Here is a 16,769-nt window from a genome sequence, read left to right on the forward strand (position 1 = left end):
GTCTCGATGGCGGGTCCGGGCGACAACACGCGCAACAAGTCGAAGACGGGGTCTGAAGCCGACAGCTTCAAGCGCGCCGTCACCGTTTGCATGCGCGCCATTGCCGGCGACAAGGAAATGGAAGTCGGCTTCGCCAAGGACAGGCCGGCTCTCGCCGGCAGCCGCGCGCGCTTGCCCGAACTGCCGAAGAAGGCATCGAAAAACGACATTGCGATTACCCGCGGCCTCGGCGATTCCATGGCGCTGAAGCGCGCCTGCCACGATCAGCGCATCCACACCAAGCTGGCGCCGGAAGGCAAGGCGGCGCGCGCCATCTATGACGCGGTCGAGCAGGCCCGCGTCGAGGCGATCGGCAGCCGCGCCATGCAAGGCGTCGCCGACAATATCGGCTCGATGCTGGAGGACAAATACGCCAAGGCCAACCTCATCGACGTCAAGGACAAGGCCGACGCACCGATCGAGGAAGCGCTGGCGCTGATGGTGCGCGAGAAGCTGACCGGCCGGTCGATCCCGAAGAGCGGCGAGCGGCTGGTCGAGCTCTGGCGCCCCTGGGTCGAGGAAAAGGCCAAAGCCGATCTCGACGGGCTTTCGGCCAAGCTCGACGACCAGCAGGCCTTCGCCCGGGTCGTGCGCGAGATGCTCGCCTCCATGGAGATGGCCGAGGAACTCGGCGACGACCAGGAGACGGAAGACTCCGAGGACAATGACGACAACCAGCCGCAAGGCGAGGAGCAGAGCGAGGAGGGCGGCGAAGAGGATTCCGGCTCCGAGCAGTCGCAGTCCGAGGATGCCGAGGCTTCGGCAGACGATGAGCAGTCGTCGGAGACGGAAGCGTCCGACGCCACCGCCGACGATCTCTCCGACGACGACGATGCCGATGCCGAGACGCCCGGCGAGGCGCGCCGCAACGACAATCCCTTCACCAACCTGCCGAAGGAAATCGATTACAAGGTCTTCACCACCGCTTTCGACGAGACGGTCGGCGCCGAGGAGCTTTGCGAAGAGGAAGAACTCGACCGGCTGCGCGCCTTCCTCGACAAGCAGCTTGCCAATCTGTCCGGCGTCGTCGGGCGGCTCGCCAACCGGCTGCAGCGCCGGCTGATGGCGCAGCAGAACCGGTCCTGGGATTTCGACCTGGAAGAGGGCTACCTCGACCCGGCCCGCCTGGTGCGCGTCGTCATCGACCCGATGCAGCCGCTGTCCTTCAAGCAGGAGCGCGACACCAAATTCCGCGACACGGTGGTGACGCTGGTGCTCGACAATTCCGGCTCGATGCGCGGCCGGCCGATCACGGTCGCCGCCACCTGCGCCGACATCCTGGCGCGCACGCTGGAACGCTGCGGCGTCTCGGTCGAGATCCTCGGCTTCACCACGCGGGCGTGGAAGGGCGGGCAGGCGCGCGAGAAGTGGCTGAAGGACGGCAAGCCGCCGAACCCCGGACGTCTCAACGATTTGCGCCACATCATCTACAAATCCGCCGACCATCCGTGGCGGCGGGCACGGCGCAATCTCGGCCTGATGATGCGCGAAGGCCTGCTCAAGGAAAACATCGACGGCGAGGCGCTGCTGTGGGCACACAACCGCCTGATCGCCCGGCCGGAGCAGCGCAAGATCCTGATGATGATCTCGGACGGCGCGCCGGTCGACGATTCGACGCTGTCGGTCAATCCGGGCAACTATCTGGAACGCCATCTGCGCGCCGTCATCGAACTGATCGAGACGCGCTCGCCGGTCGAACTCTTGGCCATCGGCATCGGCCATGACGTCACGCGCTATTATCGGCGCGCCGTCACCATCGTCGATGCCGAGGAACTGGCTGGCGCCATGACCGAGCAATTGGCCTCGCTGTTTGCCGAGGAAAGCGCGCGCGACACGCGGCGTGGCGGCATGCGGCGCGCCGGATGATCCTTTCGCGGGGCGGTTTTCGGCAAGCGCTTTTCGCCACCATTGCCATGTTTGCTGGCGTGGCTTCGGCGCCCGCCGGTTCGGCCCGCTCCAGCTCCGTCGAGCCGGTCGAGATCTCGGCCCGCCCGATCACCCGGTTTCATATCGGTCGCGCCGACAAGCAGTTCGGGCCGCTCGAATTCGTCGGCGGCCTGGAGATGACCTCGCCGACGCGCGATTTCGGCGCGTTGTCGGCCTTCCGCTTCGTGAAGGCGGGCGGCGATTTCATCGGGGTGGCCGACACCGGCTTCTGGTTCTTCGGCACGGTGGTTCGCGACGCCGACGAGCGGCCGGCCGGTATCCAGAATTTCCGCATGCAGCAGATGGTCGATGAAAACGGCCAGCCGATCGACGAGAAATGGATGGTCGACGCCGAAGGGCTCGACGTCAAGGACGGCATCGCCACCGTCGGCTTCGAACGCAACCATCGCGTCGCCCAGTTCAAGATCGACCCGAGTGACATGAAGGCGCCGTTCAAGCAGCTGGATTTCCTCATTCCAGCCTGGGAGTTGCGCCAGAATCGCGGTTTCGAGACCGTCACCCATGCCAATGCCAATGGCCAGCATGAGGGCAGCCTGGTGGTGGTGTCGGAAAAGAGCCTCGACAAATCAGGCAACATCTATGCCGCCATCATCGAAGGGCCGCACAAGGGCGTGTTCACCGTCAAGCGCAACGGTGATTTCGACATCACCGACGGTGCGTTCCTGCCGGATGGCGACCTGCTGCTCCTGGAGCGCAGTTTCTCGATGGCAGGCGGCCTCAAGATGCGGCTGCGGCGCATCTATGGCGAGAGTGTCGAGAAGGGCGCCGTCGCCGACGGGCCGGTTCTGCTGGAAGCCGACATGGGTTACCAGATCGACAATATGGAAGGGCTAGACGTCTGGACCCGCGACGACGGCGCGCTGATGGTGTCGCTGGTCTCCGACGACAACCACTCGATCCTGCAGCGCAACCTCTATCTGGAATTTATTCTCCACCAGGATTGACGTTGAGGGTCTTCAACAGCGGGTTCGATCTCCGGTGGATTCGATTTTGGTCGGGCGCCTTTCCCCACGTCGGGCGCCTTCCCCCACTAGGAAAGGTGCCTCCCGGCATAAGTTCGCGCCTTTCCTCTCCCCCGTCGATCGGGGGAGAGGTGGCGAGCAAAGCTCGACGGAGTGGGGGTCGACTGTTCATCAACAGAGTTACGACGGCGTCCGATCAGGATCGCGAGCCGTTGGTGGCGATCCAGATGACGTGACGCGCGCCGCGCTTGCCGTTGGCGCGCGTGGCGACCTCTTCGACGACGAAGCCAGCCTGCTTCAGCCGCCGCGTGAAGCCGCTGTCCGGCCCTTGCGACCACACCGCCAGCACGCCGCCAGGCTTCAGCGCCGTGCGTGCGGCCTTGAGGCCTGTCAGGCTGTAGAGCGCATCGTTGCCCTTGTGGACGATGCCTTCGGGGCCATTGTCGACATCGAGCAGGATGGCGTCCCAGCGGGAGGGCTCGGACCGTATCAGATCTCCGACATCGGTCTCCCGGACCTCGACCCGGGGATCGTCGAGACAGCCGCCAAACACTTCCGCCATCGGGCCACGTGCCCAGGCGACCACCGCCGGCACCAGTTCCGCGACGACGATACCGGCGTCACTGCCCAATTCGGCGAGAGCGGCGCGCAGGGTAAAACCCATGCCAAGTCCGCCAATGAGGACCCTCGGTTGGCGATGGCGGGCAATCTTCTGGCAGGAAAGCCTGGCCAGCGCTTCCTCGGAGCCGCTGAGGCGGCTGTTCATCAGCTCGTTGGTGCCGAGCATGATCGAGAATTCGGAACCGCGCCGCTTGAGGCGAAGCTCCTGCGCGCCATCCCCGGTCTTTGCCGAATCGAGCTGGACCCAGGGGATCATGGGCTTTGTCTGACCACGATCTTTTCGGAAAACCGGAGGCCACTTTTCGGGATCATGGTTTAAGCCGCGACCGCCGGTTGGCTCCAGCGGGCAGCGAGCAGCCGGTAGGGGATGAGTGCCACCACGGCAACGATCAGCTTCACCGAGAGGTCGCCCAGCGCCCAGGAAACCCAGCGCATCGCGTCGACATGGAAAACACCCAACAGCGGCGCCGTTTCGAGGGCAAAACCGTCATTGGGGCCAGCGAAGGCGAAAGCGGCGGAGAATGCGACGGTGAAGAAGACCATGGTGTCGAACACGGAGCCGACCAGCGTGCCGACGATCGGCGCCCGCCACCAGCTCTGCCGACGCAAACGGTTGAACACGGTGACGTCGAGCAATTGCGCGGCGAGGAATGCCGCCCCGGAAGCCGCCGCGATGCGCACCAGCCGGTCGGCGGCGGTCTCGAATTCGATCAGGCCATGACGGAACAGGAAGGGCGGAACGAGGATCGAGCAGACCACCGCCGTCATGAAGCCGACAAAGACGATCCGACGCGCCACGGCGGGGCCATAGCGGCGGTTGGCGAGGTCGGTGACCAGGAAGGAGAAGGGGTAGGTGAAAGCGCCCCAGGTCAAAAGGTCGGCCAGCGACAGGCTGCCGATCTGGCCCTGCATCGGGAACTGCACGAGAATGTTCGATGCCACGACGACAAGCGCCATGGCGGCCACGAAGGGCAAATACCGCGAAAATGAAGTCATTTTTTTATCCTGGGTAATGGAACCAGCGGAGCATTATGCTCGCTCGTATTCGAGCATCGGATTGTCAAACCTTGCGGCTTCTATCCGATGCCCCAGAGGCCAACAAGCGGTTGGCCAGAGACCAACAAGATGTTGACCAGAGACCAACAAGAGGTTGGTCAGAGACCAACAAGAGGTTGGTCAGGGCGGTTGTCCCCCGCCTTTAAACGATGTCAGGCAGCGACCTGCTCGGCCAGCTTCTTGGCGATCTGCTTCTTCAGCAGGCGCGCGCGCTGCGAAAGTTCCTTGATGTCGGCCTTGGCCAGGAATGCATCGAGACCACCGCGATGTTCGACCGAACGCAGCGCGTTGGCCGAGATGCGCAGGCGCACGTTCTGGTTCAGCGCTTCCGAGATCAGCGTCACATTGACGAGGTTCGGCAGGAAGCGACGCTTGGTCTTGTTGTTGGCGTGGCTCACATTGTTGCCGGTCTGGACTGCCTTGGCAGTGAGTTCGCAGGTGCGGGACATGGTTCTAACCTTCAGTTCTCTCGGGACCTGCCAAACCTTTGTGCCCACGCCGGGTGGCGCGCGGTTCTGGTCAGGCGGCCTTATGGAAAAAGTTGGCGTTCCATAGTTGCATTTCACCGGGGCGTCAAGCTCCGGCTTCCCCACGGAAGCGCCCGGCATTTCATATTAAGGCCGGAATTCACCCTATAAGCGGTCTCATAGGGACATGCCAGACCGGAGTTGCCCACCTCCGGCCGAAAATCAAGGATCCGATCCCGCCATGCCTCGTTCGTCTCGTGCATTTGTTGCCGTGCTTGCCATCGCCTTGCCCTCCGCCGCATCGGCGGCCTCGCCGCAGTCCTTCAAGGGCGAGTACACCGTGTCGTTCCTTGGTCTCTCGATCGCGAGATCGACCTTCGCGAGCCACTACGAGAATGGCGCCTACGCGATCGAAGGCAGCGTTTCGGCCGCTGGCCTGGCCAAACTGTTCGACGATACACGCGGCACGATCTCGTCCAAGGGCACGATTTCAGGCCAGAAGATGGTGCCGCAGGCGTTCCGCGCCGACTACACCTCGGGCAAGAAGGCGTCGGCGATCGACATTCGCTTCGCCAATGGCAACGTGACCTCGACGCAGGTCGTCCCGGCGCCGGGCAAGCGCGACCCCAAGGCCTGGGTGCCGATCGGCGCCGGCGACCTGGCGTCGGTGCTCGATCCGATGGCGGCGACCGTCATCCATGCCGACAGCCTCGACCAGGTCTGCGGCCGCAAGGTCAAGTTCTATGATGGCGAGATGCGCGCCGACTTGACGCTGACCTACGATTCGAAAGGCACGATATCGGTGCCGGGCTACAAGGGCGATACCGTCACTTGCCGGATGGGCTTCGAGCCGGTGGCGGGCTATCGCAAGGGCCGCAAGGCACTCAACTATCTCAAGAACAAAAGCCGCATGATGGTGACGTTTGCGCCGCTCGGCCAAACCGGGGTATATGCGCCGATCCATGCCACGGTCGGCACGCAGATCGGCACCTTGACCATCAGCGCCGGGCGTTTCGAGGCAGTGCAATAGACCAGGCCCGCCACTGGCGACAGAATGGGCGCGCCACTGGAGACGGAATGGCGCGCGCAACACTGATCGGCTTTTCGGCGGTCGCCATGTGGGCGCTTTTGGCGTTGCTCACGGACGCGTCCGGCAAGGTGCCGCCATTCCTGTTGTCGGCGATCACCTTCTCGATCGGCACCGGGGTCGGGCTTGTCGCGCGCCTTTTCATGCCTGCCTCGGATAAAAGCCAGAAAATACCATCACAGGTCTGGCTGATCGGCATTGCCGGCCTGTTCGGCTACCATTTCTTCTACTTCACCGCGCTGCGTAACGCGCCTGCCGTCGAGGCGAGCCTGATCGCCTATCTCTGGCCACTGCTGATCGTACTCGGTTCGGCGCTGATGCCGGGCGAAAAACTGGCGTGGAACCATGTCGTCGGCGCGCTGCTTGGCCTTGCCGGCACGGTGCTGATCGTCACCAAGGGCGGCGGGCTGGCCTTCGACGCGCGCTACGCCTTCGGCTACGCCATGGCCGCCGTCTGCGCCGTCTTGTGGTCGTCCTATTCGCTTTTGTCGCGGCGCTTTCCTTCAGTGCCGACCTCGATCGTCACCTGGTTCTGCGCGGCGACGGCTGTGTTGTCGCTCGCCTGCCATCTGCTGCTAGAACAAACGGTGCTGCCCGACGGTGGCGGCCAGTGGCTCGCCGTGCTCGGGCTTGGCCTGATGCCGGTGGGCGCCGCCTTCTACGCCTGGGACATTGGCGTCAAGCGCGGCAACATCCAGGTGCTGGGCGCCGCGAGCTATGCGGCGCCGCTGCTGTCGACGCTGGTGCTGATCGCGGCCGGCGTCGCCGAACCGTCGCTGCGCATCCTGGCCGCTTGCGTGCTGATAACCGGTGGCGCTGCCTTGGCGGCAAAATCGCTGTTCCAGCGCAAGCCGGCAGCGGCCCAAAGCGAGGCCGGGGCATCCGAACGCGGAGCCGGGGCATCCGAAACCGGAGCCCGGGCATCCGAAACCGGAGCTCGGGCATCCGAAACCGGAGCCGGGGCATCCGAAACCGGAGCCCGGGCATGACGATGCCGTTTGCCGGCGGCATCGACGCCAATGCCAATGCGACGCTGATCTTCTCACTGGTGGCCGCGATCATCTACGCCTTCACGCTCGGCATGCCGCCGTCGCTCGCCCGCTCGGCGGCAAAGACGCTCGCCGTGGCGATGCTCGCCGTGCTTTCGGCGCTGCAAGGCGGGCCGCTGTTGCTGGTGGCCGCCCTTGCGCTCAGCGCCGTCGGCGACGCCTTCCTGTCGCGCGACGGCGAGAAGGCGTTTCTGGGCGGGCTGGCGAGCTTTCTCATCGCCCACATCGTCTATGTCGCGTTGTTCCTGCGCAGTGGCGACGGATTGGGCGTTCTCGGCGCCGAATCCTGGCGCGGCGCGATCGCGCTGGCGATGGCGGTGTTCGTGATCATCACGCTTGCCGCGCTCTGGCGCCGCGTCGGTCCAGGCTTGCGTGTTCCGATCGCGGTCTATGTCGTGGCGATCCTGGCGATGGGCATGTCGGCGCTGACGACGAGCAGCAGCTGGGTGATCGGCGGCGCCTTGCTGTTCATGGCGTCGGATGCTCTGCTCGCCACGGAAAAGTTCCTGGTCGCCGCCATCTCGCCGCATCGCGCCTGGATGCGCTTGGCCGTCTGGGTGCTGTATTACGCCGCTCAACTCGCGATCACATTGGGCTTCCTGCTGGGGTAGGCTGCCAGCCCGGCGCGGCCAGTTCGAAGGCGTCGAAATCAAAGCCCGGTGCCACGGTACAGCCGACCAGCGTCCATTCGCCCAGGCTGCGCGCCGATTGCCAACAGCCCGCCGGCACGACGATCTGCGGCCGTTCACCCGCCGTGAGTTCGATGCCGAGCACCTGCTCGACGACGGCACTGCCTTCTTCCCACATCGACAATGCCAGCGGCGCGCCGGCATAAAAATGCCAGACCTCGGCGGCGTCCTTGACCCGGTGCCATGCCGAGACCTGGTGCTGTTCCAGCAGGAAATAGATGGCGGTCGAGTGGCCGCGCGCGCCACCGGCGGCGTCGCGAAAGGTCTCGGCGTACCAGCCGCCTTCCGGATGCGGCTTCAGGCCGAGCGTTGCGATGATTTCCGCGGAGCTGGTCATGCTGACGCGGCGCTCAGAAGTTGTCCTTGCGCTTGCGGATCTCGGCGAACACCTCGGCATCGCCGGCCTTTTCCATGCCGAGATGCTTGCGGATTGCCGGATCGTGCCAGCGCAGGAAGGGATTGGTCGACAGTTCCTCGCCGATCGTCGTCGGCAGCGTCGGCTTGTTGTCGGCCCGCAGTGCCTCGATCCTGGCGGCGCGCTCCTTCAATGCCGAGTTGGTCGGGTCGACCGTCAGCGCGAAACGCGCGTTGGCGAGGGTGTATTCGTGGCCGCAGTAGATGACCGTGGCGGCGGGAAGTGCCGCAAGCTTCTTCAGCGATTCATACATCACCGGCGGCTTGCACTCGAACAGCCGCCCGCAGCCGAGCGCGAACAGCGTGTCGGCGGTGAACGCCACCTTCGATGCCGGCAGGTGATAGGAGACATGGCCGGCGGTGTGACCGGGTGTGGCGATCACCTCGATGCGCTCCTCGCCGAGATGCAGAACAGAGCCTTCTTCGACGGTCTCGTCGATGCCGGGGATCTTGGCCTTTTCCGCTTCCGGGCCGATGATGCGCAGCTTGAAGCGTTCCTTCAACGCCAGATTGGCCTCGACGTGATCCATGTGGTGATGCGTGGTCAGGATCATCGTCGGCGTCCAGCCGGTGCGCTTGATCGCCGCCAGGATAGGCGCCTCCTCGGGCGCGTCGATGATCGCGGTCTGGCCGCTTTTGCGGTCATGCACCAGCACGCCGAAATTGTCGCTGCGGCACATGAACTGTTCGATTTCGACCGGCATTGCATCTCTCCATCTGTCGCCGCAGACATAGGGCGCCGGCGTGCGGATGTCATCCCGGAACGACGAATGTCATCCCCGGAGATGACAAGTGTCACTCCCGGAGATGACAAGTGTCACTCCGGGAGATGACGAGTGCCACTCCCGGAGATGACGAGTGCCACTCCCGGAGATGGCAAGTGTCACTCCAGGGATATGGCGGCCGCCTCGGAGCCTTTGTTGAATCCGGCCGATATCACGGCTACATCCCTCAAATGCATTCCGACATCGTCGATCTTCGCTCCTTCTATTCGACAACGCTCGGCCGGTTCGCCGAGCACTCGATCACCATGGCGCTGTCGTCGATATGGGCCACTGTCCCCAATGAGCGGCTGGTCGGCCTCGGCTACACATTGCCCTGGCTGGAGCGGTTCGGCTCCGACGCCGAGCGGGTCTTTGCCTTCATGCCGGCGACGCAGGGCGCCGTCGTCTGGCCGACGACGGGGCCGACGGCGACAGCCCTGGTTTTCGACGAGGAACTGCCGCTGGTCGATTCCTGCATCGACCGCATGCTGCTCGTCCATTCGCTCGAACATGTCGAAAACCCGCGCGAGACGCTGAACGAGATCTGGCGGGTGCTGTCGCCCGCCGGGCGCGTCGTCATCGTCGTGCCGAACCGGCGCGGTGTCTGGGCGCGTTTCGAGCACACGCCGTTCGGCAATGGACGGCCGTTCTCGCGCGGGCAGCTCACCGAATTGCTGCGCGAGGCGAATTTCACGCCGGCGGCCTGGTCGGATGCGCTGTTCTTCCCGCCGTCACGGCGGCGCTTCATGATGCGCTTCCACAATATGCTGGAGCGCGCCGGCCGGCGGCTGTGGCCGATCTTTTCCGGCGTGATCGTCGTCGAGGCGCAGAAACGGCTCTATCAAGGCGTGCCGGTGGCGCAGCGCGCGTCTCGCCGCGTCTTCGTGCCGGTGCTGTCGCCGCATGGCGCGACGCGGCTCGGCCGCCGGGCCGAGGCCACTGCATCGCCCTCTCAGGTGAAACCTTCGTGATCACGGCGGAAATTTGCACCGTGCGGCATTTCCCAACCTATCTGTCGTGGTGAATTCGCAGCCAGATTGATATGCGAATGCCGCTTGTTCTCTTCATCCGGTTTCAGCACCGCTTCTGAACGTTAAGGACCTCCGATATGGCTGATCAACTGGAAAACGGCGCCGCGGTCCAGCCCGTTGCCGTCGAAGCCAGCAGCCTGCGCGACCAGGTGGCGACAATCAGGCTGGCGCTGGTGGCGTCGCCGGTTCGCAAATGGTTGCTGTGGACGTCGGTCGGCATCATGGCCGTCATCATCGCGACGTCGATCGGCCAGGTCCTGCTCAATCGCTGGAACCAACCCTTCTACGACGCGCTCGCGCGCCGAGACATGGCGGCCTTCGTGCATCAGCTCGTCGTCTTTGCGATGATCGCCGGCGGACTTCTGGTGCTCAATATCGGCCAAACCTGGCTCAACCAGATGATCCGGCTGAAGCTGCGCGAGGCGCTGACGCTGGACCTGATCGACCAGTGGATGCGGCCGGCGCGCGCCTTCAGGCTTGCCAATGCCGGCGCCATCGGCGTCAATCCCGACCAGCGCATGCAGCAGGATGCCGCGCATCTCTCGGACCTGTCGACCGATCTCGGCGTCGGTCTCTTACAGTCGCTCATCCTTTTGGTGTCCTTCGTCGGCGTGCTGTGGCAACTGTCGTCGGGCTTCGTCTTCCACGTCAATGGCTGGTCGCTGGCCATACCGGGCTACATGGTCTGGGCGGCTTTCCTTTATGCCGGCACCGCTTCCTGGCTGAGCTGGCTGGTCGGACGGCCGCTGATCCGCCTCAACAGCGACCGTTACACACGGGAGGCGGAGCTGCGCTCCTCGATGGTGCGGGTCAACGAGAATGTCGATGCCATCGCGCTTTACCATGGCGAAGCCGATGCCAGGCGACGGGTCGAACTCGACCTCGGTACGGTGCTGGGCGCCATGCGGCGCATCTATACCGCCCAGATCAACCTGTCCTGGGTGACCGACACCTATGGCTGGATCACGGTGGTGGCGCCGATCCTGGTTGCCTCGCCGGTCTATTTCTCGGGCGATATCAGCTTTGGCGGGCTGATGATGGCGGTCGGCGCGTTCAACCAGGTCCACTCTTCGTTGCGATGGTTCATCAACAACATCGGCAGCATCGCCGACTGGCGCGCCACGCTGATGCGCGTCGCCGACTTCCGCATCGCGCTCTATGAAACCGATGTGCTGCACGACACCGAAAAGCGCATCACCTTCGATCAAAATGCCAATGGCAGCCTGACGTTCGAGAAGCTCCAAGTGGCCTCGCCCGAAGGCTGCACCAAACTCTCCGACCAGCATGTCGAAATCCGCCCCGGCGAGCGCGTCATGATCACCGGCGAACCGGGCGCCGGCAAGACGCTGTTCTTCCGCGCCATTGCCGGGCTTTGGCCCTGGGGCAGCGGAAAGATCGGCCTGCCGGCTGGAGAACCCCTCATCTTCGTGCCGCGTGTCCCGTACTTGCCGGCCGGCACGTTGCGCGAGGTGCTCAACCACGCGAACGGGCATGCGCCGGCGAGTGATGCCGAGATTTCGGCTGTATTGGCCGAGGTCGGCCTTGAACGGCTGTCGGGGTCGCTCGACCGTGTCGGGCGCTGGGACCATGAGCTGGGCGATGACGAACAGCGCTTGCTGGGCATCGCCAGGCTCGCCTTACGGCAGCCGAAATGGGTGATCATCGACGAAGCGATGGACGCATTCGACGGCCCGTCGCTGCGGCGTGTGCTGGCAATGCTGGAAAAGCACCTGAAGGGAGCCGCGATCATCAACATCGGGCGAGGGCAGCACAACAACCAATTCTTTCCGCGCGGCTTGACGATCGTCAAGGATCCCGACGCGCCGGCGCTGAAGCCTGTCCATGTCAGGGCCGGCGCAATCGAACCGCCGCCGGCAGCGGCTCATCGCAAAAAATAGGCGTTTTCTCCGGTTGCGGGCGCAAACCTTATTTTGCCGTGATCGCAATGGAAGATTTCCTGCAGAAACAACCTGGCATTGGCCATGCTTGATGCGCTGCGCCTGCTTGCTTGCCTTGCCTGCGCCCAGGCAACTCCCGTCGGCTCGCCACCGGAGGCATCGGCCGTCGACGTCGAGCTGGTGCTGGCGGTCGACATCTCCTTGTCGATGGATGAGACGGAGTTCGCCCTGCAACGCGCCGGCTATGTCGAAGCGCTGCGGCATCCCGACTTCATCCAGGCTGTCCGTTCCGGCAATACAGGCCGTATCGCGATTGCCTATTTCGAATGGGCCGGCACGGTGCGCGATGACGCGGTCATCGGCTGGCAGGTCATCGACGGCGCCGAGAGCGCCAACCGCTTTGCCGACAAGGTCGCGGCGCGCCCGTTCCGGAGTTTTCGCGGCACCTCGATTTCGACCGCGCTTGCCTTCGGAGCCGGGCTGTTCGACAGGACGGATTTCGTTGGCGAACGCAGCGTCATCGACATATCGGGCGACGGTCCCAACAATATCGGGCCGCCGGTCACCGCCACGCGCGATGCGGCCATTGCCAAGGGCATAATCATCAACGGCCTGCCGATCCTGATCAAGCCGTCGCCGACCTTCAGCCATCTCGACCAGTATTATGCGCAGTGCGTGACCGGCGGGCCCGGTTCCTTCGTGCTGCCGATTTATGCGTCCGCGGAGTTCTCGACGGCGATCCGGCGCAAGCTGATCCTCGAAGTGAGCGGCATTCAGGACAAGGCCAAGGTCACCCCCATTGAGACGGATGCGCCGATCGACTGCCTGCAAGGCGAGCGGGACAGGCGGTTCCTGTCAGATCCGTATTTCCCGGAACTCGACCGGTAAATCGTCGGCCGCGCCGGCGCTGCGGCAAACTAGTCGCGAACTTCATCGTAGAGATCGCGACGCCAACGCCGGCCATGGACGTAGCCATTGATCAGTTCCGGCAATGAATAGCCAAGCGCTTCCGACGAGCGGTTAGCCATGTAGCCTGCGAAGGCCTCTGGTATCCGACCTTTGAGAAGATCGGCGATGATCTGCCGCGTGATCATGAAGGGCGGGACGTGGGGGTAGCAGCGGGCGATATGCGGGTGCTTGCCAATCAGGTCCGCATAGGCTTCGACGTAACCCGCCCTGCGGCCAGAAATCGAATTCTGCGAATTGTGTTTCGTCCAGTCGATATCCCTGGACAATTGCGCGCCGAAGCGTCTTGCCAGGCGCAGCAACAATTCCCGATCCTGCATCCGGGTGATGTCGCTGTCGTAGCCGCCGATCGCCAGCAAGGCGTCGCGACGGGCCGTTATCGCGGAGCCGGCGACGAAGGCCGTCTGTGCCACCACCGCTCGCTCCAGCATTGACGGGGTCAGAAAGGCAGTCCGGTTGACGCTGTTGGTGGCTCGGTTTCCCTTCATTGAAACGTATGAAGAGAGCAGCACCTGAAGCGCCGGATTGTCATCAAACCATTTCAAGGTCCGTTCGACCCGATGCGGCAAGTAGACGTCGTCCGAATCAAGGAAGGTCACCACCGGCGCCCGCGCACGCTCGATGCCGGCATTCCTGGCGGCGTTGGCGCCCCGCCATTTCGCGCCGACATAGATCAGCCGCGGATCGCGAATACGGGCCAGCGCCGCCTCCGTACCGTCGGTTGAGCCGTCGTCGACGACGATATGCTCTAGCCTCGGCATGCTCTGGGAAAGCACGCTTTCGACGGCGCGCAACACCTTGTCGCGTCGGTTGTGGGTCGGCGTGATGACCGTGATGAGGGGAGAGCGCTCCGTTTTCGCGGTCATGGCGCGTCAGCCGCTTCCAGCGCAAATGTGCGCTTCCTGTCCGGTCTTTCGATCTTCAGGATGGTCGAATGGATCGGGCTTCCCCCCCTCCGTGACTCCTCGGTCGTGTTCGGCGTGAAGCTATAAAAAACAGCGGCCCCTGTCACGCGTCGTGCAACGGTACAATCGCGCGCGAGACGACGAATTGGTGCGGCGCGCGGTTCAAATGCAACACCGTCGCCCTCCAGTCTTCCCGTGAATCAGTCTTCCCGGGAATCAATCTTGCGAAGATGGCCAAACCCGGAGCGGAATTGCATGCATTCCTTTGCGTCAGACGTAATCGCATCGCCGCCGGAGCTTGGGCAGATTGTCCTAGAAACGGAGCATGAGCCGAAAACCGCTTCACACTTTTCGGCATCATGCTCTAGCGAGGCCGCTGATCGGCTTCGATCCGAAGGGAGCAAGATCATGACCGCCTACGCCGTTGCCCATATGCGCCAAGCTACAATGGGTCCGAAGATTGTCGAATATCTTCACAAGATCGATGCCACGCTGGAGCCCTTCGGCGGCCGGTTCCTGATCCATGGTGGCGATGTCGAGGTGATCGAGAACGACTGGCAAGGCCACCTCATAATCATCGAATTCCCTGATAGGAAGCATGTGCGCGGTTGGTACAATTCGCCGGCCTATCAGGCGATCCTCGCCCTGCGAACCGACAATTCGCAATCCGACGTCATCTTCGTCGACGGTGTCGAACATCCGCACAAGGCCACCGATGTCCTGGAATAGATGCGTGGTGCCTTATCGTTTCAGCAGGAACACTGCCTGCTGGCCGAAGAAGTTCCAAAACCACCAAGGCATCGACAGACCGATCTTCTGACCGTTGGCGTCGAGCGCGGTTGCCTTTTCCACCGTCGCGCCAAGCTCCTCGCACAGATTGACGAAGTCGCGGATAGTGCAGAAGTGGATGTTGGGCGTGTCGTACCAGGAATAGGGCAGGTCCGAGGTCACCGGCATGCGACCCTTGACGAACAGCGACAGCCGCACCCGCCAGTGGCCGAAATTGGGGAAGGACACAATTGCCCGGTTGCCGATCCGGAGCAATTCGTCGAGCACCAGCTTCGGGTTGCGGGTGGCCTGCAAGGTCTGCGACAGGACGACGAAGTCAAAACCCTTGTCGGGATAGAATTCGAGATCCTTGTCGGCATCGCCCTGGATGACCGAGAGGCCGCGTGCCACGCATTCGTTGACGCCACGCTGCGACAACTCAAGACCGCGGCCGTCGACCTGCTTGGTGTCCTGCAGCAGTTCGAGCAGCGAGCCGTCGCCCGAACCGACGTCGAGCACCCGCGACTGCGGCGGGATCAGGTTGGCGACGACCTCGAGGTCGACGCGCTGGTTGCCGTTGACGCTCATGATGTCGCCCCTTGCCTGACGCATGATCCCGATCCGAACAGTCTGCAACTGTTCGGGGTCATGCGCTGAGCCCTCTCGCCCTTGCCGCCGAGCCGATGAAGCCGTTGATGGCGGCGAACAGTTCCGGCTCGTCGAGCNCAGGAAGGCGTCGTGGCCGCGATCGGTCTCGATCTCGACGAAGGATACCGAAGCGCCGGCGGCGTTGAGCGCATGCACGATCGAGCGGCTCTCCTCGGTCGGAAACAGCCAGTCGCTGGTGAAGGACACCAGGCAGAATCGGGTCTTGGTGCCGGCAAAGGCGTCCGCCAACCGGCCGCCATGGTCGGCGGCGAGGTCGAAATAGTCCATCGACCGCGTCATGTAGAGGTAGGAATTGGCGTCGAAGCGGTCGACGAAGGTCATACCCTGGTGGCGCAGGTAGCTCTCGATCTGGAAATCGGCGTCGAAACCGAAGGTCAGCGCTTCGCGATCCTGCAGGTTGCGGCCGAATTTCCGGTGCAGGGCGGCTTCCGACAGATAAGTGATGTGGGCGGCCATGCGCGCCACCGCCAGGCCCTTTTCCGGGCGCTTGCCGTGCTCGAAATATTTGCCGCCATGCCAGTCCGGGTCGGCCATGACGGCTTGCCGGCCGACCTCGTGGAAGGCGATGTTCTGCGAGGAATGGCGCGCGCCGGTGGCGATCGGCAGCGCCGAGAAGACGCGCTCGGGATAGCTCGACGCCCATTCCAGCACCTGCATGCCGCCCATCGAGCCGCCGAGCACGCAGAACAGCTTCTCGATGCCGAAATGGTCGATCAGCATCTGCTGCGCGCGCACCATATCGCGGATGGTGATAATCGGCAGGTCGAGCCCGTAGGGCTTGCCGGTGGCGGGGTTGGTCGACGCCGGGCCGGTCGAACCCAGGCAGCCGCCGATGACGTTGGAGCAGATGACGAAGAAACGGTTCGTGTCGATGATCCGGCCCGGGCCGATCAGAACCTCCCACCATCCAGGCTTGCCGGTCACCGGATTGGTGCTGGCGACATGCTGGTCGCCGGTCAGCGCATGGCAGACGAGGATGGCGTTGGAGCGAGCATCATTCAGCGTGCCATAGGTCTGGTAAGCGATCTGGAACGGCGACAGCAGCGTGCCGGCGTCGAGCTTGAGCGGCTTGTCGGACCCGAAACGCAACACCGGGCTCGACGGCGTGTCGAACTCGTTGTTAGTCTTTCCTGCGCGCAGAGCGGCCATCAATTCTCTCTTGTTGCACCGTGCTTTTCTCGGAAATCGCTGCCGATCTCCGCGTCGCCGATGCGTTCGTCCGGCCGGCAGCGGACAACAAAAAACCGGCATTGCCTTCGCAAAGCCGGTTACGTCACGCAAACGGCCCTTTAGCGAATTGTTTAACGTGGCTGCAAGCCGACCGGCCAAATCACCACGGAACTGTCGCTGTCCTTCTAGAACTCGCCTGGCTCGCCGTCAATGCCGGTCCACTGGGCCGGTCACTGGGCCGGGTGCTGGGCCGGCCGCCGGCACCAA

General features: G+C 63.7%; 16 protein-coding genes, 1 pseudogene and 1 riboswitch. Of the genes and pseudogenes, 9 read left to right on the forward strand and 8 right to left on the reverse strand.

Translation table 11 applies throughout. The features are described from left to right. Positions 1-6 precede the first annotated feature (6 nt). Entirely contained in the window at positions 7-1,905 is a 1,899-nt protein-coding gene (gene cobT, locus X743_RS165480; protein WP_023763849.1) for a cobaltochelatase subunit CobT, read from the forward strand. Then, positions 1,902-2,930, forward strand: a complete 1,029-nt coding sequence (locus tag X743_RS165475) for an esterase-like activity of phytase family protein (RefSeq protein WP_023763850.1) — start codon at positions 1,902-1,904, stop codon at positions 2,928-2,930. The genes cobT and X743_RS165475 overlap by 4 nt, the downstream gene beginning before the upstream one ends. Positions 2,931-3,144: 214 nt before the next feature. On the opposite strand, the gene X743_RS165470 is transcribed toward X743_RS165475, so the two are convergent. The 3 genes from X743_RS165470 to rpmB all read right to left on the reverse strand — a co-directional run bounded on the left by X743_RS165470 (position 3,145) and on the right by rpmB (position 5,074). Next, entirely contained in the window at positions 3,145-3,825 is a 681-nt protein-coding gene (locus X743_RS165470) for a spermidine synthase (protein WP_023763851.1), read from the reverse strand. Between the two features lie 59 nt (positions 3,826-3,884). After that, positions 3,885-4,565, reverse strand: a complete 681-nt coding sequence (locus X743_RS165465) for a queuosine precursor transporter (protein WP_023763852.1) — start codon at positions 4,563-4,565, stop codon at positions 3,885-3,887. A 212-nt stretch (positions 4,566-4,777) separates the two neighbouring features. Then, on the reverse strand, positions 4,778-5,074 hold the full coding sequence (gene rpmB / locus X743_RS165460; RefSeq protein ID WP_023763853.1) for a 50S ribosomal protein L28: 297 nt from the start codon (positions 5,072-5,074) through the stop codon (positions 4,778-4,780). A gap of 259 nt (positions 5,075-5,333) precedes the next feature. Here rpmB and X743_RS165455 point away from each other — a divergent pair, with 259 nt between their 5' ends. From X743_RS165455 to X743_RS165445, 3 genes are read left to right on the forward strand one after another with little or no spacing between them, the layout of a single operon-like run. After that, positions 5,334-6,122 (forward strand): DUF3108 domain-containing protein, encoded by a 789-nt coding sequence (locus X743_RS165455; protein WP_023763854.1) that lies wholly within the window; start codon positions 5,334-5,336, stop codon positions 6,120-6,122. A gap of 47 nt (positions 6,123-6,169) precedes the next feature. Beyond that, positions 6,170-7,168: an EamA family transporter gene (locus X743_RS165450; protein WP_023763855.1), complete on the forward strand. Its 999-nt coding sequence runs from the start codon at positions 6,170-6,172 to the stop codon at positions 7,166-7,168. Further along, complete coding sequence (locus X743_RS165445; RefSeq protein WP_023763856.1) at positions 7,165-7,839, forward strand: lysoplasmalogenase; 675 nt, start codon at positions 7,165-7,167, stop codon at positions 7,837-7,839. The genes X743_RS165450 and X743_RS165445 overlap by 4 nt, the downstream gene beginning before the upstream one ends. On the opposite strand, the gene X743_RS165440 is transcribed toward X743_RS165445, so the two are convergent. Then, complete coding sequence (locus tag X743_RS165440) at positions 7,814-8,254, reverse strand: cupin domain-containing protein (RefSeq protein ID WP_023763857.1); 441 nt, start codon at positions 8,252-8,254, stop codon at positions 7,814-7,816. The genes X743_RS165445 and X743_RS165440 overlap by 26 nt on opposite strands. A 13-nt stretch (positions 8,255-8,267) precedes the next feature. Next, positions 8,268-9,035: a hydroxyacylglutathione hydrolase gene (gene gloB / locus X743_RS165435; RefSeq protein WP_023763858.1), complete on the reverse strand. Its 768-nt coding sequence runs from the start codon at positions 9,033-9,035 to the stop codon at positions 8,268-8,270. Positions 9,036-9,286: 251 nt separating this feature from the next. Here gloB and X743_RS165430 point away from each other — a divergent pair, with 251 nt between their 5' ends. From X743_RS165430 to X743_RS165420, 3 genes are all read left to right on the forward strand, one after another. Then, entirely contained in the window at positions 9,287-10,066 is a 780-nt protein-coding gene (locus X743_RS165430) for a methyltransferase domain-containing protein (RefSeq protein WP_023763859.1), read from the forward strand. Between the two features lie 137 nt (positions 10,067-10,203). After that, entirely contained in the window at positions 10,204-12,024 is a 1,821-nt protein-coding gene (locus tag X743_RS165425; RefSeq protein WP_023763860.1) for an ABC transporter ATP-binding protein/permease, read from the forward strand. A gap of 84 nt (positions 12,025-12,108) precedes the next feature. Next, positions 12,109-12,912, forward strand: coding sequence for a DUF1194 domain-containing protein (locus tag X743_RS165420; protein WP_023763861.1), 804 nt, complete (start codon positions 12,109-12,111; stop codon positions 12,910-12,912). Positions 12,913-12,941: 29 nt separating this feature from the next. Here the strand turns inward: X743_RS165420 and X743_RS165415 are convergent, their stop codons facing one another. Beyond that, positions 12,942-13,856 (reverse strand): glycosyltransferase family 2 protein, encoded by a 915-nt coding sequence (locus X743_RS165415; protein WP_023763862.1) that lies wholly within the window; start codon positions 13,854-13,856, stop codon positions 12,942-12,944. Between the two features lie 447 nt (positions 13,857-14,303). On the opposite strand from X743_RS165415, the gene X743_RS165410 reads away from it, so the two are divergent. Beyond that, a complete protein-coding gene (locus X743_RS165410) occupies positions 14,304-14,624 on the forward strand; it encodes a DUF1330 domain-containing protein (protein ID WP_023763863.1) in 321 nt (106 codons plus the stop codon). 12 nt (positions 14,625-14,636) lie between these two features. Here the strand turns inward: X743_RS165410 and metW are convergent, their stop codons facing one another. Together metW and X743_RS01000000168580 are read right to left on the reverse strand one after the other, a co-directional pair. After that, positions 14,637-15,275 (reverse strand): methionine biosynthesis protein MetW, encoded by a 639-nt coding sequence (gene metW, locus X743_RS165405; protein ID WP_013892793.1) that lies wholly within the window; start codon positions 15,273-15,275, stop codon positions 14,637-14,639. Positions 15,276-15,309: 34 nt separating this feature from the next. After that, positions 15,310-16,481, reverse strand: a pseudogene (locus X743_RS01000000168580) (homoserine O-acetyltransferase). A 120-nt stretch (positions 16,482-16,601) separates the two neighbouring features. After that, positions 16,602-16,679, reverse strand: a riboswitch (SAM riboswitch). Positions 16,680-16,769 lie beyond the last annotated feature (90 nt).

Source organism: Mesorhizobium sp. LNHC232B00, from assembly GCF_000502435.1.
GTDB lineage: Bacteria > Pseudomonadota > Alphaproteobacteria > Rhizobiales > Rhizobiaceae > Mesorhizobium > Mesorhizobium opportunistum.

Coding starts and splice junctions, on each gene's coding strand:
- cobT (WP_023763849.1), top strand. CDS start 7: ATGGCGGGTCCGGGCGACAACACGCGCAACAAGTCGAAGACGGGGTCT.
- X743_RS165415 (WP_023763862.1), bottom strand. CDS start 13,856: ATGACCGCGAAAACGGAGCGCTCTCCCCTCATCACGGTCATCACGCCG.
- X743_RS165410 (WP_023763863.1), top strand. CDS start 14,304: ATGACCGCCTACGCCGTTGCCCATATGCGCCAAGCTACAATGGGTCCG.
- X743_RS165425 (WP_023763860.1), top strand. CDS start 10,204: ATGGCTGATCAACTGGAAAACGGCGCCGCGGTCCAGCCCGTTGCCGTC.
- X743_RS165450 (WP_023763855.1), top strand. CDS start 6,170: ATGGCGCGCGCAACACTGATCGGCTTTTCGGCGGTCGCCATGTGGGCG.
- X743_RS165455 (WP_023763854.1), top strand. CDS start 5,334: ATGCCTCGTTCGTCTCGTGCATTTGTTGCCGTGCTTGCCATCGCCTTG.
- X743_RS165475 (WP_023763850.1), top strand. CDS start 1,902: ATGATCCTTTCGCGGGGCGGTTTTCGGCAAGCGCTTTTCGCCACCATT.
- X743_RS165420 (WP_023763861.1), top strand. CDS start 12,109: ATGCTTGATGCGCTGCGCCTGCTTGCTTGCCTTGCCTGCGCCCAGGCA.
- X743_RS165445 (WP_023763856.1), top strand. CDS start 7,165: ATGACGATGCCGTTTGCCGGCGGCATCGACGCCAATGCCAATGCGACG.
- metW (WP_013892793.1), bottom strand. CDS start 15,275: ATGCGTCAGGCAAGGGGCGACATCATGAGCGTCAACGGCAACCAGCGC.
- X743_RS165470 (WP_023763851.1), bottom strand. CDS start 3,825: ATGATCCCCTGGGTCCAGCTCGATTCGGCAAAGACCGGGGATGGCGCG.
- X743_RS165440 (WP_023763857.1), bottom strand. CDS start 8,254: ATGACCAGCTCCGCGGAAATCATCGCAACGCTCGGCCTGAAGCCGCAT.
- rpmB (WP_023763853.1), bottom strand. CDS start 5,074: ATGTCCCGCACCTGCGAACTCACTGCCAAGGCAGTCCAGACCGGCAAC.
- gloB (WP_023763858.1), bottom strand. CDS start 9,035: ATGCCGGTCGAAATCGAACAGTTCATGTGCCGCAGCGACAATTTCGGC.
- X743_RS165465 (WP_023763852.1), bottom strand. CDS start 4,565: ATGACTTCATTTTCGCGGTATTTGCCCTTCGTGGCCGCCATGGCGCTT.
- X743_RS165430 (WP_023763859.1), top strand. CDS start 9,287: ATGCATTCCGACATCGTCGATCTTCGCTCCTTCTATTCGACAACGCTC.